The 13,269-nt window shown below is 63.5% G+C and carries 12 protein-coding genes; 10 read left to right on the top strand and 2 right to left on the bottom strand.

Translation table 11 applies throughout. From position 1 onward, the window contains the following. Nucleotides 1-100: 100 nt before the first annotated feature. Nucleotides 101-1,366, top strand: coding sequence for a PA0069 family radical SAM protein (locus tag PLAV_RS03600; RefSeq protein ID WP_011995621.1), 1,266 nt, complete (start codon nucleotides 101-103; stop codon nucleotides 1,364-1,366). 68 nt (nucleotides 1,367-1,434) lie between these two features. Then, the gene (locus PLAV_RS03595; RefSeq protein WP_041535828.1) at nucleotides 1,435-1,722 is read left to right on the top strand and encodes a GIY-YIG nuclease family protein; all 288 of its coding nucleotides are present in this window, start codon (nucleotides 1,435-1,437) and stop codon (nucleotides 1,720-1,722) included. Between the two features lie 77 nt (nucleotides 1,723-1,799). On the opposite strand, the gene PLAV_RS03590 is transcribed toward PLAV_RS03595, so the two are convergent. Further along, entirely contained in the window at nucleotides 1,800-2,270 is a 471-nt protein-coding gene (locus tag PLAV_RS03590) for a MarR family winged helix-turn-helix transcriptional regulator (protein ID WP_011995619.1), read from the bottom strand. Nucleotides 2,271-2,515: 245 nt separating this feature from the next. Here PLAV_RS03590 and PLAV_RS03585 point away from each other — a divergent pair, with 245 nt between their 5' ends. The 3 genes from PLAV_RS03585 (at nucleotide 2,516) to PLAV_RS03575 (ending at nucleotide 5,354) form a co-directional block, all read left to right on the top strand. Then, nucleotides 2,516-3,346, top strand: coding sequence for an alpha/beta fold hydrolase (locus tag PLAV_RS03585; protein ID WP_011995618.1), 831 nt, complete (start codon nucleotides 2,516-2,518; stop codon nucleotides 3,344-3,346). A gap of 124 nt (nucleotides 3,347-3,470) precedes the next feature. Further along, nucleotides 3,471-4,193: a ribonuclease HII gene (locus PLAV_RS03580; protein WP_083762487.1), complete on the top strand. Its 723-nt coding sequence runs from the start codon at nucleotides 3,471-3,473 to the stop codon at nucleotides 4,191-4,193. Between the two features lie 57 nt (nucleotides 4,194-4,250). Continuing rightward, entirely contained in the window at nucleotides 4,251-5,354 is a 1,104-nt protein-coding gene (locus PLAV_RS03575; RefSeq protein ID WP_011995616.1) for a site-specific DNA-methyltransferase, read from the top strand. 200 nt (nucleotides 5,355-5,554) lie between these two features. On the opposite strand, the gene mutY is transcribed toward PLAV_RS03575, so the two are convergent. Beyond that, on the bottom strand, nucleotides 5,555-6,709 hold the full coding sequence (gene mutY / locus PLAV_RS03570; protein WP_143710160.1) for an A/G-specific adenine glycosylase: 1,155 nt from the start codon (nucleotides 6,707-6,709) through the stop codon (nucleotides 5,555-5,557). 90 nt (nucleotides 6,710-6,799) lie between these two features. Between mutY and PLAV_RS03565 the strand changes: the two genes are divergently transcribed. From PLAV_RS03565 to PLAV_RS03545, 5 genes are all read left to right on the top strand, one after another. After that, complete coding sequence (locus tag PLAV_RS03565) at nucleotides 6,800-7,330, top strand: DUF721 domain-containing protein (protein WP_049767697.1); 531 nt, start codon at nucleotides 6,800-6,802, stop codon at nucleotides 7,328-7,330. Between the two features lie 104 nt (nucleotides 7,331-7,434). Beyond that, the gene (locus PLAV_RS03560) at nucleotides 7,435-8,166 is read left to right on the top strand and encodes a thioredoxin domain-containing protein (protein ID WP_011995614.1); all 732 of its coding nucleotides are present in this window, start codon (nucleotides 7,435-7,437) and stop codon (nucleotides 8,164-8,166) included. Between the two features lie 73 nt (nucleotides 8,167-8,239). Continuing rightward, nucleotides 8,240-11,701, top strand: coding sequence for a chromosome segregation SMC family protein (locus PLAV_RS03555; protein WP_011995613.1), 3,462 nt, complete (start codon nucleotides 8,240-8,242; stop codon nucleotides 11,699-11,701). Between the two features lie 258 nt (nucleotides 11,702-11,959). Then, nucleotides 11,960-12,385 carry an AtpZ/AtpI family protein gene (locus PLAV_RS19845; protein WP_011995612.1) on the top strand — a complete coding sequence of 142 codons (426 nt, stop codon included), beginning with the start codon at nucleotides 11,960-11,962 and terminating at the stop codon, nucleotides 12,383-12,385. A 15-nt stretch (nucleotides 12,386-12,400) separates the two neighbouring features. Beyond that, on the top strand, nucleotides 12,401-13,183 hold the full coding sequence (locus PLAV_RS03545; RefSeq protein WP_011995611.1) for a F0F1 ATP synthase subunit A: 783 nt from the start codon (nucleotides 12,401-12,403) through the stop codon (nucleotides 13,181-13,183). Nucleotides 13,184-13,269: the final 86 nt, after the last annotated feature.

Below are 13,269 nucleotides of genomic sequence, written 5' to 3'. Positions count from 1 at the left end.
CGCGACCATTCCCGTGGAGAAAAGCGCCTCTCCCCTCTCTTCACCTGCCACCCTGCCTTTGGGGGAGGGTGGCAGGTGAAGAGAACGAAATGTTCTTGTTATGTTCTCATGCTGCGCTATACTCATTTCCATGACGATGAGTCGCGACATAGCGCCCCCCGGCCGCCCCGTCCGCGCAAATGCCAATTCCCCGGTTGGCGCGCGTGACGTTCAGCGGTCCCGCGGGCTCCCGGACCACAGCCCCTCCCCCCGTGGGGCCGCCCTCGTACCCCCGAGCGTCCGCGAGCCTATTCTGCCCGAGAGCGGCCGCCGCGGCCGGGGCGCGCTTACCAACAAGAGCGGCCGTTACGAGCCGCAGTCCCGCACGGTGCTCGATGATGGCTGGGACACGATCGAGGAGGCGCCGCCGCCCCTCAAGACCCATGTGACGGAAGAGACCGCGCGCCACATCATCACGCGCAATTCCTCGCCCGATATCGGCTTCGACCGGTCGATCAATGCCTATCGCGGCTGCGAGCATGGCTGCGTCTACTGCTTCGCGCGGCCGACCCATGCCTATATGGGCCTCTCCGCCGGGCTCGATTTCGAGAGCAAGCTCTTCGCCAAGCCGAACGCGGCGGACCTTCTCCGCAAGGAACTCGCAAAGCCCGGCTACAAGGTCGCGCCCATCGCCATGGGCACGAATACAGATCCCTACCAGCCGATCGAGCAGCGATACCGCATCACGCGCAGCCTTCTCGAAGTGCTGTCCGAGTTCAATCATCCGGTGACGATCCTCACGAAGTCGGCGCGCATCACGCGCGACCTCGACATCCTCACCTCGCTCGCGAAGCGCAATCTCGTCCGCGTCGCCCTCTCGGTCACGACGCTCGACCCGAGGCTCGCCCGCGCGCTGGAGCCCCGCGCCTCCACGCCCGCGCGCCGCATCGAGGCGATCCGCATTCTCGCGCAAGCCGGCATCCCCACCGGCGCCATGATCGCACCGATCATCCCGGCCTTGAACGACGCCGAGATCGAAAAGCTCCTCACCGGCGTCGCCTATGCCGGCGCTGAAAGCGCCAATTTCGTCATCCTCCGCCTGCCGCTCGAAATCCGCGACCTCTTCGTCGAATGGCTGGAGGAACATGTGCCCGACCGCGCGTCCCGCGTCATGTCCCTCATCCGCCAGATGCGCGGCGGCAAGGATTACGACAGCACATGGGGCGAACGCCAGTCCGGCACCGGCCCCTATGCCTGGCAGATCGCGCGGCGCTTCGAAATCGCCACGAAGAAACTCAACCTCAACAAACGCCCCCTCGAATCCCGAACCCTCGACTGCACGCAGTTCATGGTCCCCGGCAGAGGCAAGCAACTGGACCTGCTTTGAATACGCGGAACTAAAAACAGAGTGTCACCCCGGCGAAAGCCGGGGTCCATGTGCGGAACGGCAAACAGATGAGTTACTTCGTCTACATCCTCACCAATCAGAGAAACGGTACCCTTTATGTCGGCGTGACGAACGACATCGCACGGCGCGCATGGGAGCATCGCGAGGGAACCGGCTCGCAGTTCACCAGAAAATACGGCGTGCATCGTCTCGTCTATGCCGAAACGCATGACGACGCGGAGCAGGCCATCCGAAGGGAAAAGGCGCTCAAGGAATGGAAGCGCGACTGGAAGATCGAACTGATCGAAGGCGCCAATCCGGAGTGGAACGACCTCACCGAAACGCTGAACCGATAAGCCCATGGACCCCGGCTTTCGCCGGGGTGACATTCTGTTTTTGTCGGAAAACAGCAATCAGCACAGAAAATAATCTCTCAGCCCTTTTCCTCCGGGGCGGGGGCAATCAATTGATTGTGCAGCTTCCGGATAGTTTCATTGAGCTGGCGTAGTTCGTCCTCGGACAGACCAATCCGCGCGGCCAGGTTGGCGCTCACGCGGCCGGCTACTTTTCGCAGATCCCTGCCCTTGTCCAGCAGGCCGATCAAAACCTGACGCTCGTCTTCCGGATTGCGGACGCGGGTAACATAGCCGCCGGCTTCGAGCCGCTTCAGCAGCGGGGTCATCGTGCTGGTCTCCAGCCGGAGCTGGGCGGCGAGTTCGCCGACGGGCTGCTTATCCCGCTCCCAGAGAAGGTTGAGCACGAGATACTGCGCATAGGTGATCCCGAGTTCATCCAGCACAACCTTGTGAATGCGCTGGATTTCGAGGTTCGTCCCATAGATCCACAGGCAGAGATGGTCGGTGAGCGGCGGCGGAAAGCCAGGCTCCGGGTCGGATTTGGTCATTTTCTTACTCCTTACTGCAACGCCGGAACGATATTTATCGCGAAATCCTATATCGCGATAAAAATAATTGTTGACGGGAAAAGTGCAAGCCCCTATCTGTTCCTTATCGCGATAACAATTATCGCGGAACATTTAAGGAGCTCAAGATGTTGAAATCCCTTCTTTCTGCGGTCGCTCTGATCTCCCTCGCGGCCTGTCAGGACCCTGCAATCAGTTCCGAAACCTCAACTCAGGGAAATACGCACATGTCCACGATCACAACCAAGGACGGGAACCAGCTCTATTACAAGGATTGGGGCCCCAAAGACGCCCAGCCCATCGTCTTCCATCATGGCTGGCCGCTGACCTCCGACGACTGGGACAACCAGATGCTGTTCTTCCTCTCGGAGGGCTACCGCGTCGTCGCCTTCGACCGCCGCGGCCAGGGCCGCTCGACCCAGACCGATATCGGCCATGACATGGATACGTTTGCATCCGACACGGCCGACCTCGTCGCCGCGCTCGACCTGAAGAACACGGTCCAGATCGGCCATTCCACCGGCGGCGGCGTTGTCGCCCGCTATGTGGCGCAGGCAGAGCCGGGCCGCGTGTCCAAGGCGGTCCTGATCGGCGCGATCACGCCGATCCTCGGTAAAACGGAATCGAACCCCACCGGCATCCCGCTGGAAGTGTTCGACGGCTTCCGCAAGGCGCTGATCGACAACCGGTCGCAATATTATCTCGATCTGCCCTCCGGCCCGTTCTACGGCTTCAACCGGCCGGGCGCGGAAGTCAGCCAGGGTCTGATCCAGAACTGGTGGCGCCAGGGCATGGCCGGCAGCGCGAAGGCGCAGCTCGACACGATCACGGCCTTCTCGGAGACGGATTTCACCGAAGACCTGAAGGCGATCACCGTGCCGGTTCTCGTATTGCATGGCGAGGACGATCAGATCGTGCCGGTCGATGAAACGGCGCGCCGGGCGGTTGCCCTGCTCGCGAAAGGCAGCCTGAAGACCTATCCCGGTCTGCCGCATGGCCTCTTCGCCACCCACCCGGACGTGGTCAACGCCGACCTGCTGGCGTTCATCCGGAACTGAGGCAAGACCTCAGCCGCACCGAAGCCGGGCCGCAGCCATGCGGCCCGGTTTTTCCGTGCCTGGAGAAAGCGGGAGAGAACGACCGGCCTTCCCTCTCCCCTGCGCTTGCGGCACACTCCGCCCCATGCCGCCGCCTGCCAAAAAACCCGCACAGAAAAAGAAGCCTCTGCCGCTTCTGCCCGATTTCCGTTTCGAGATCGAGGAAGGGGCGCCCGCGCGTCTCGTTTGCGGCGTCGATGAGGCGGGGCGCGGGCCGCTTGCCGGGCCGGTCGTTGCCGCCGCCGTCATCATCGACCTCACGCGCTGCCCGGAAGGGCTCAACGATTCCAAGAAGCTCGATGCCGCGCGCCGCGCCGATCTTCTCGCCGAGCTCGCGGACTGCGCCGAAATCGGCGTCGGCATCGCCAGCGTCGAGGAGATCGACGAGATCAACATTCTCCACGCCACCATGCTCGCCATGACGCGCGCCGTCGCGAGCCTCCCCCGCGCGCCGCATATCGCGCTCATCGACGGCAACCGCTGTCCGCCCTCGCTCGCCTGCGCGTCGCGCGCCGTCATCGGCGGCGATGCGCTGGCGCGCTCGATCGCCGCCGCTTCCATCGTCGCCAAGGTCACGCGCGACCGGATGATGGCCGCGCTCGCCGAAACGCATCCGGGCTACGGCTTCGAAAAACACATGGGCTATTCGACGCCGGAGCATTTCGATGCGCTTTCGCGCCTCGGGCCGTGTGCGATCCACCGCCGCTCCTTCGCGCCGGTACGCAAGATGTTGAGTCCCGGCCTCGAAGAGGGACTCGATCTTGTGTCCGGCGAATCTGTTAACCTCTTGATTCAAAAAGCTTATTGACCGCGATTCCGCGCTGACTCATGATCGCCGCCTTGTCATTCTCAAGGGGTAGTTCGAGTGGGGCGCGTCAATTCAAAGGCCGGGCAGTCGGCCGAGATCATCATTCAGGGCGACTGCATCGAGGCGATGAACGCATTGCCGGAAAAATCGGTCGACCTCATCTTCGCGGACCCTCCCTACAATCTGCAGCTCGGTGGCGGCCTCACCCGCCCCGACCAGTCGAAGGTCGATGCGGTCGATGACGACTGGGACAAGTTCGCGAGCTTCCAGGTCTATGACGAGTTCACGCGCAACTGGATGAACGCCGCGCGCCGCGTCCTGAAAGACACCGGCGCGATCTGGGTGATCGGCTCCTATCACAACATCTTCCGCGTCGGCGCGACGCTGCAGGATCTCGGCTTCTGGATGATGAACGATGTCGTCTGGCGGAAGTCGAACCCGATGCCGAATTTCCGCGGCACGCGTTTCACCAACGCGCATGAAACGCTGATCTGGGCAACGAAGAGCGCCGATCAGAAGAAATACACCTTCAATTACGACGCCATGAAGGCGCTGAACGACGATCTCCAGATGCGCTCCGACTGGCTGCTGCCGATCTGCACCGGCGGCGAGCGCCTGAAGGATGGCGATGGCGACAAGGCGCATCCGACGCAGAAGCCGGAAGCCCTGCTGCACCGCGTTCTCCTCGCCACCACCAATGCCGGCGACACCGTGCTCGATCCCTTCTTCGGCACCGGCACCACGGGCGCCGTCGCGAAGAAGCTCGGCCGCAACTTCGTCGGCATCGAGCGCGAGGAGCGTTACATCAAGGTTGCGCGCGAACGCATCCGCCTCATCAAGACCGGCGCGCCGGAAGATCTGAAAGTCACCACCTCGAAGAAAGCCGAAGTCCGCATTCCCTTCGGTACGCTCATCGAGCGCGGCTTGCTCGAACCCGGCGCCGTGCTGACCGACCCCGCCAAGCGTCACGCCGCCCGCGTCCGCGCCGACGGCTCCATCGTCTGCCGCGACGCCACCGGCTCCATCCACAAGATCGGTGCCCATGTGCAAGGATTGGATGCCTGCAACGGCTGGACCTTCTGGCACTTCAAGACCGACGGAAAGCTGAAACCCATCGACATCCTGCGGCAGAAGGTGCGTGCGGAAATGGGGGAAGCGTAAGGCGCCACACGTGCCTTTCCCCTCCAAATAAAATTGTCATCCCGGCGAAAGCCGGGACCCAATCCACCTCGCCCCTTGCCCCGCGCCCGATGCGCTCCAGGTCGACGGCGTCATTTTAAATAGCCCTTGCTGAGGGAACCAATGGGTCCCGGCTTTCGCCGGGATGACATTTGTTTTTATTATTTGTACACGGACAAACCTCACCGCTTCACAAAAAGCGGTCCCGCATCCGGCATCGCATGTGCCGCGACCTTCCGCATCACGGTCGGCAGCGCCTCGCCGGCGACCTCCTCAAGCGGCACCCACATGCCTTCGCGCCCGGGGACAATTTTTTTTCGCGTCGTCGCGGTGAAGACTTCCAGCTCGAGATGAAAATGCGTGAACGTGTGTTCAACCAAACCGGGGACAAGTCGCCATTCCGCTTCCATCGGCGCGTGGTCGAGCACCTCTCCGGCGACACCCCGGCGGCCTCCATTTTCGTCGTGTGACAGTTCGATGACAGTTCGATGACGGTCGCTCTCATCCCAGGGCGTTCCGGGCACTTCCAGCATGCCGCCGAGGAGCCCCTTGTCGGGCCGCCGGCGGAGCCAGACATGCCCCTCCCGCACCAGCCAGAAGCAGGCGCCGCGGCGCGTCGGGCGGGCCTTTTTCGGCGCCCGGGCAGGCAGGAGATTTTGCGTGCCCGCCGCCCGTGCATCGCATAAGTCATTGATCGGACAGCGATTACAGGCGGGAGAGCGCGGCGTGCAGATGGTCGCGCCGAGGTCCATCATGGCCTGCGCGAAGTCGCCTGCCCGCTGCTCCGGCGTCAGGGTGCGGGCCTTCTCCCGGATATCCGGCTTCGCCGCCGGCAGCGGCGTTTCGATCTCGAAAAGCCGCGCCACCACGCGCTCGACATTTCCATCCACCACCGTCGCAGCTCTTCCAAAGGCGATCGCCGCGATTGCCGCCGCCGTATAGGGGCCGATGCCCGGCAGGCTCTCAAGTCCTTCCACCGTATCGGGAAATTTCCCTCCGTACTCGGACGATACTTCCTTCGCACAGGCATGAAGATTGCGCGCCCGGCTGTAATAACCGAGCCCCGCCCATGCCTTCATCACCTCTTCCTGCGGCGCGGCGGCCAGTGCCTCCACATTCGGCCAGCGCTTCAAAAAGCCCGTAAAATAAGGCCCGACCGTCGCCACCGTCGTCTGTTGCAGCATGATTTCGGAAAGCCAGACCGCATAAGGGTCCGCCCGTTCGCCTTTTCGCGCACGCCAGGGCAGCACGCGGGCATGTTTGTCATACCAGGCGAGCAGCGGCGCGGCGGCCGCTTTCCCGCTGATTTCCTTGGCTTTTTTCGCCTTCATGCTCATGCACCAGTCTTCGCTTGGAATGCCCTCATCCGTCAATTCGCATGGATGACGATTTCGAGTCAGAATGCGCGCCGGTTCAGAGGAAACGAGATGAACGGCATCACCGGCAACAGGATTGCGTCGCGCCGCTTCAGCCTGCCGCCCGTCGGCGCGCGGGTGATGCAGGTGGCGCGCGCCGCCTTCGTGAAGCGCGGCTTCCAGGAAGCGCATGTGCTGGCGCATTGGCCGGAGATCGTCGGCGGCGGCCTCGCGGAATTTTCGGCGCCGGAAAAGCTTGTGTTTCCAAGGACTTCCGGTGACGACGCGGGCAAGGGCCGGCGCAGCGGCGCGGTTCTCACCATCCGTGTCGACGGTCCGGTCGCGGTCGAAATCCGTCACCTCGAACCGCAGATCGTCGAGCGCATCAATTCCTATTATGGATACAGCGCCGTCGCGCGGCTGAAACTCGTGCAAGGCCCGCTGCCGGTCAAGGCGCGGCCGCGCTATCGCAAGATCAGGCCGCTGGCGCCGGAGGAGCGCGCGGCGCTTGACCAAGGCCTTGAAAAAATTGAAGAACCGGCGCTCAGAAAGTCGCTGGAAAAGCTTGGCGAGCGGGTCATCGGCGCGCAGCGGCGGCGCTGAGCCGCGCGAGTCCCGATTCTCGGTCCAAGGCAACTGAAAGGTTTGGTTGAGGGCGCTGCCCGCCGCGGCCATAATGCCCCAACATCTGGTAGGAAGAAGCTGTCGTGAATCAAAATAGAGCAATCATTATCGGCTTCGCCGCCGTCGTTCTCATCGCGCTCGCCTATGGGGCCTATCTCTTTTTCGGCTCTTCCAACGGGGCCACGCCGGGCCGCGCGGGTGGCAGCGCCTTCGAGCAGGAACTGCTCGTTGCCGGCCCTCTGGGCGACATGACGCTCGGCGATCCCGACGCGCCGGTCACGGTGATCGACTATGCCTCGCTCACCTGCTCGCATTGCGCGGCTTTCGAGATCAACACGCTGCCGCAGCTCAAGGAAAAATACATCGAGACCGGCAAGGTTCATTACATCCTGCGCGATTTCCCCTTCGATCCCGTCGCCACTGCGGGCTTCATGCTCGCGCATTGCGCGGGGCCGGAGCGCTATTTCGGTTTCGTCGGCGTCCTCTTCCGCCAGCAGGCGCAATGGGCCTTCACGCAGACGCCGATGGAAGACCTGAAGGCGCTGGCGCGGCAGGGCGGGATTTCGGAAGAACGCTTCGACGCCTGCATGAAAGACGAGAAGGTTTTCAATCACGTGAAGGAAGTGGCGACGCGCGGCGCGAAGACATTCGGCGTCCGCTCCACGCCCACATTCTTCATCAATGGCGAAAAGATCGAAGGCGCGCTGCCGTGGCGCGAGTTCGAGCCCCTGATCGAAAAAGCCCTTGCGGGACAGAGGATTTCGGACGTGCCCGCCGATGGCGCGTCCACACCGGCGGCGCCCGCGGAGGAGTAATCCCCGCACGCGCGTCGCGGGGCACGATGCTCCGTTCAAGAAGACCGACACCTCTTAAGGATCGAGACCCACAGTGAAGTTCAATCGCCTCAGGCTTTCAGGTTTCAAATCTTTCGTAGACCCGACCGATCTCATCATCGAGCCGGGGCTGACGGGTATCGTCGGGCCCAATGGCTGCGGCAAGTCGAACCTCCTCGAGGCCATGCGCTGGGTGATGGGCGAGAATTCGTTCAAGAACATGCGCGGCTCGGGCATGGAAGATGTGATCTTCGCCGGCACATCCGGGCGCCCCGCACGCAATCATGCCGAGGTCGTTCTCTATATCGACAATGGGGACCGCTCCGCACCTCCTGCCTATAACGACAGCGAAGTCATCGAAGTGTCGCGCAAGATCGAGCGCGACCAGGGCTCGACCTATCGCATCAATGGCCGCGAAGTCCGCGCCCGCGACGTGCAGTTGCTCTTTGCCGACGCCTCCACCGGCGCGCATTCGCCTGCCCTCGTCCGTCAGGGCCAGATCGCGCAGCTCATTTCATCCAAGCCGATCAACCGCCGCCGCATTCTCGAAGAAGCGGCGGGCATCACCGGCCTCTATACGCGGCGTCATGAGGCGGAGCTTCGCCTGAAAGCGGCGGAAACGAACCTCACTCGCCTCGACGACGTGGTGGCGCAGGTGGAATCGCAGCTCGCAAGCCTCAAGCGTCAGGCGCGCCAGGCCGTGCGTTACCGCAATCTTTCCGGCCAGATCCGCGAGACGGAAGCGATCCTCCTTCACCTCCGCTGGACGCAGGCCGTCGAGACGCTGAAGCACTCGGAAGAGCGCCTCGCGGCGACGGATGTGCGCGTCGCCGAACTCACCCGCGAAGCCGCCGCCGCCGTCACCATGGAAGCGGAAGTGGCTGATCGTCTGCCGCCCTTGCGTGAAAAGGAAGCGGAAGCCGCCGCCCGTCTGCACCGCCTCACAGTGGAGCGCGACAACCTCGACGCGGAAGAAGCCCGCGCCCGCGATCAGGCCGGCCGCCTCACGGCGCGCCTCGAACAAATCGGACAGGATCTCGGCCGCGAGCGCCATCTGATCGAAGATACGCAAGGCGCGATGACACGCCTGGAAACGGAAGCGCAGGAACTTCGCGGCGCCGAAGAAGGCCAGGCGGAAGCGCAAGCCGCCGCCGAAGCCCGCGTCGGCGAAACGCAGACGAAGCTCGAAGCAAGCGAGCGCGAACTCGACCAGCTCAATCAGGAAATCGCCCGCCTCAGCGCGGAACGCACCAGCCTTGTCCGCACCGTCGAAGCGGGCCGTCAGCGCATCGAAAAGCTGGAGCGGCAACTCGCGGAGATCGCGCGCGAACGCGAAACGCTGTCCGACGCGGAAGAGAAAAAGGCGCAGATCGCACTGCAATCCGCAGAGCTTGAAGAAGCCGCAGGCAAGGTGGCCAATGCCGAGCGTGCCGCGCTCGATGCGGAGGAAGCGCGACGGGCCGCACAGGAAGCCGAAAAGGCTTCGCGCGAGCCGATGCAGATTGCCGATCGCGCCGCCGGCGACCTTGCGGCGGAAGCCAAGACGCTCGCCGATCTTCTCGCCGTCGGCGAAAGCGATCTCTGGCCGCCGGTCATCGATGCCGTGTCGGTGGAGCATGGCTATGAAACGGCCCTTGGCGCGGCGCTCGGCGACGATCTCGCGGTGCCGGAAGATGCGGCGGCGCCGATCCACTGGGGATCGCTTCCCGCCTTCGAGACGACACCGGCCCTTCCCGACGGCGCAACGCCGCTTTCCTATTTCGTGAAGGGCCCGAACGCGCTTGCGCGGCGTCTTTCGCAAATCGGCATTGTCGTCTCGGTCGAGGAAGGCAACCGGCTTCAACCGCTGCTGACGCCAGGCCAGCGCCTCGTCACACGCGAAGGTGCGCTGTGGCGTTGGGACGGCTACACGGCAGCCGCCGATGCGCCGACCGCTTCCGCCCGCCGGCTCGAACAGCGCAACCGGCTCATCGATCTCGAAGGCGAACTTGCCGCCGCGCGGGCGACAGCCGCCGAAGCGCGCGCCGCTTTCGACGCCGCCCATGTCGCCGCCGAAAAGGCACTGCAGGAAGAACAGTCGCGCCGCGCGGCTCTCCGTGAGGCGCAGGGCGAGCACAACCGTATCCGCGACACGCTGCAGGCAGCGGAACGTGCGGCATCGGCGCAGCTCTCCCGTCTGGCGGCGCTGGCGGAATCCCATGAACGGCTTTCCGGCGACAATGTAGAGGCCGCACGCGCCCTTGAAGAAGCCGAGATCGCACTACAGAACCTGAAGCCCGACGAGGAGCCGCGTGCCCGCGCAAGCGAGCTGCGCGACCAGGTCGCAAGCCTGCGGCTCGAATTGTCGGAGGCCCGCGCAGCGTATGAAGGATTGCGGCGCGAAGCCGAAGCGCGCACCCGGCGCCTCTCGACCATCGCGGAAGAAAGCAACGCCTGGCAGTTGCGCGCAACCAATGCCGAACGCCAGATCGGGACGCTGGAACAGCGCAAGGCGGAGGCCGAAGCCGAGCTCAAGGCGCTTGAGGGCGTGCCCGCGGAGATCGAACAGAAGCGCCATGTGCTGCTGACGCTGATCGCCGAGGCGGAAACGGGACGTGGCGAAGCTGCGGACGCGCTCGCCGAGGCCGAGAAGCTGCTCTCCGAAACGGCAAAACATGCCAAGGAAGTGCAACACAATCTCGGCGAGACACGCGAAGAGCGCGCCCGCATCGACGGTCTGGTCGATGGCGGCCGCGAGCGCCGCGCCGAAGCAGAAGCCCGCATCCGCGAAGTGCTGGAATGCGAACCGGCCGAAGCGCTCGCCCAGGCCAATCTCGAGGAAGGCGCGGAGATGCCGAACCTCGAACAGATAGACGCAAAGCTCGAACGGCTGAAGCGCGAGCGTGAAAGCCTTGGCGGCGTCAACCTGCGCGCCGAGGAAGAAGCACGCGAACTGACAGAGCAGCTCGAAACCATGACAAGCGAGCGCGAAGATCTCGTCAGCGCCATCGCGAAACTGCGTCAGGGTATCGGCAGTCTCAATCGCGAGGGGCGCGAGCGCATGCTCGAAGCCTTCGAGAAGGTGAACGCCAATTTCTCGCGCCTCTTCACCCACCTTTTCGGCGGTGGCGAAGCGCATCTGAAACTCACCGAATCCGACGATCCGCTGGAAGCCGGCCTCGAAATCTTCGCCCGCCCGCCTGGCAAGCGTCTGCAGGTGATGTCGCTGCTTTCGGGCGGTGAGCAGGCGCTGACGGCCATGTCGCTCATCTTCGCCGTCTTCCTCACCAACCCCTCGCCCATCTGTGTGCTGGACGAAGTGGACGCGCCGCTGGACGATGCCAATGTCGAGCGGTTCTGCGACCTGATGGACGAGATGACGCGTACAACCGACACGCGCTTCCTCATCATCACCCACCACGCCCTCACCATGGCCCGCATGAACCGCCTCTTTGGCGTCACCATGCAGGAGCGCGGCGTCTCGACCCTCGTATCGGTCGATCTTGACGCCGCGGAGGGGCTCCGCGAGGCGTCCTGAGACCCTTTCGGCACCTTCCGGCGCAGTCGAAAAGGCCCCTCGGCGAGGGGCTTTTTCTTGTCGAAAGGAGACTCGCCGGCGCCCTGTGCCGAGGCCGAATGCCGCAGCCGCGAAAAGCCGTCAAAAATACTTGTGGATCAATGACTTAATCAGGCTCCAGCGGTTCTTGACAGGTTATGACCCTGACAGTAGGGTGCGCGCGGCTTCGGTCCGGGGGCGGGCTCGAAAAAGAGCATTTTCTGACGGCGAGGCTTCGCTTTGACACGGAACGAGGAAGCCGGGACTCCCACGGAAGGCGACAGCGCCGCCCAGAAGAGAGAACGCGACCTTCTCGGAAGCCGCATCGCCGCCGCGCGCAACGCGCGGCGCAAGGACGAGGCGACCGGCCCAAGGCGGGCACCGACGGGCAGGCCCTCCGATATGGGTGTGGCCATGCGGCTCTCCTCGGAGCTCGTGGCCGGCGTACTTCTCGGGGCCGGCATCGGCTGGTTCGTAGACTGGTTTTTCGGCACGCTGCCGATCTTCCTGGTGATTTTCACCGGATTGGGAACGGTGGCGGGCGTAAAGAATGTGCTTCGCGCGACGCAGGCAATGAATGCGACCGCGGCGGACACGAAACAAGATCCATCCGGGCTACCGCCCGGCGACGCAACGGCCGGACCTTCATCCGGCGACAAGAACTGAGGCTGAGGCAATACCGTGGCAACAGGCGCCGAACAAACCGGAGGCGGTTTTCCCGTCGATCCCCTGCACCAGTTCGTTGTGCAGCCCCTCATTCCCCTGAACATAGGCGGCCTCGATGCCTCCTTCACCAATGCCAGTCTCTGGATGGTCGTGACGGTTGTGGCGATCGGCCTCTTCATGACACTGGGCATGCGCTCGGGCGCCATGGTGCCGGGCCGAATGCAATCGGTGGTCGAGAGCTTCTACACCTTCATCGCCAACATGGTCCGCGACAATGCCGGCCATGATGCCATGCGGTTCTTCCCGTTCATCTTTTCGCTCTTCATGTTCATCTTCTTCGCGAACATGATCGGGATGTTCCCCTACGCCTTCACCGTGACGAGCCATATCGTCGTGACCTTTGCCCTCGCCATCGTCGTCTTCCTCGGCGTGACGCTGACGGGCTTCGTTCTGCACGGCCCGCGCTTCCTCAAGGTTTTCGTTCCGAGCGGCGTCCCTATGGCCTTGTTGCCACTCGTCGTGGCGATCGAGATCATCTCTTATTTCTCGCGGCCCATCAGCCATTCGGTACGTCTTTTCGCCAACATGCTGGCGGGACACATCATGCTGAAGGTGTTCGCGGGCTTCGTTCTCACCTTCATGACGATGGGCGTCGTCGGCTGGGCCGGCATGATCCTGCCGCTCTTCATGATCGTCGCGCTCACCGCGCTCGAATTTCTCGTGGCCGCCCTTCAGGCCTACGTCTTCACCATTCTGACCTGCATGTATCTTCACGACGCGCTGCATCCGGGTCACTGATCCCGGGTTCGGGGCAAACCACCCCAATAAATGACATGGTTGCGGCTCCATGGCCGTTCCCTAACCTCTAAACGTCCTAATAGGAG

Origin of the sequence: Parvibaculum lavamentivorans DS-1 (assembly GCF_000017565.1) — a bacterium.
GTDB lineage: Bacteria > Pseudomonadota > Alphaproteobacteria > Parvibaculales > Parvibaculaceae > Parvibaculum > Parvibaculum lavamentivorans.
The sequence above is the reverse complement of the archived record's forward strand: the minus strand, read 5'-3'. Positions and strand labels throughout refer to the sequence as shown.

Excerpts from the sequence above, each read along its gene's own strand:
- PLAV_RS03600 (WP_011995621.1), top strand. The coding sequence starts at position 101 with ATGTTCTCATGCTGCGCTATACTCATTTCCATGACGATGAGTCGCGAC.
- PLAV_RS03585 (WP_011995618.1), top strand. The coding sequence starts at position 2,516 with ATGTCCACGATCACAACCAAGGACGGGAACCAGCTCTATTACAAGGAT.
- PLAV_RS03595 (WP_041535828.1), top strand. The coding sequence starts at position 1,435 with ATGAGTTACTTCGTCTACATCCTCACCAATCAGAGAAACGGTACCCTT.
- mutY (WP_143710160.1), bottom strand. The coding sequence starts at position 6,709 with ATGAGCATGAAGGCGAAAAAAGCCAAGGAAATCAGCGGGAAAGCGGCC.
- PLAV_RS03580 (WP_083762487.1), top strand. The coding sequence starts at position 3,471 with ATGCCGCCGCCTGCCAAAAAACCCGCACAGAAAAAGAAGCCTCTGCCG.
- PLAV_RS03590 (WP_011995619.1), bottom strand. The coding sequence starts at position 2,270 with ATGACCAAATCCGACCCGGAGCCTGGCTTTCCGCCGCCGCTCACCGAC.
- PLAV_RS03565 (WP_049767697.1), top strand. The coding sequence starts at position 6,800 with ATGAACGGCATCACCGGCAACAGGATTGCGTCGCGCCGCTTCAGCCTG.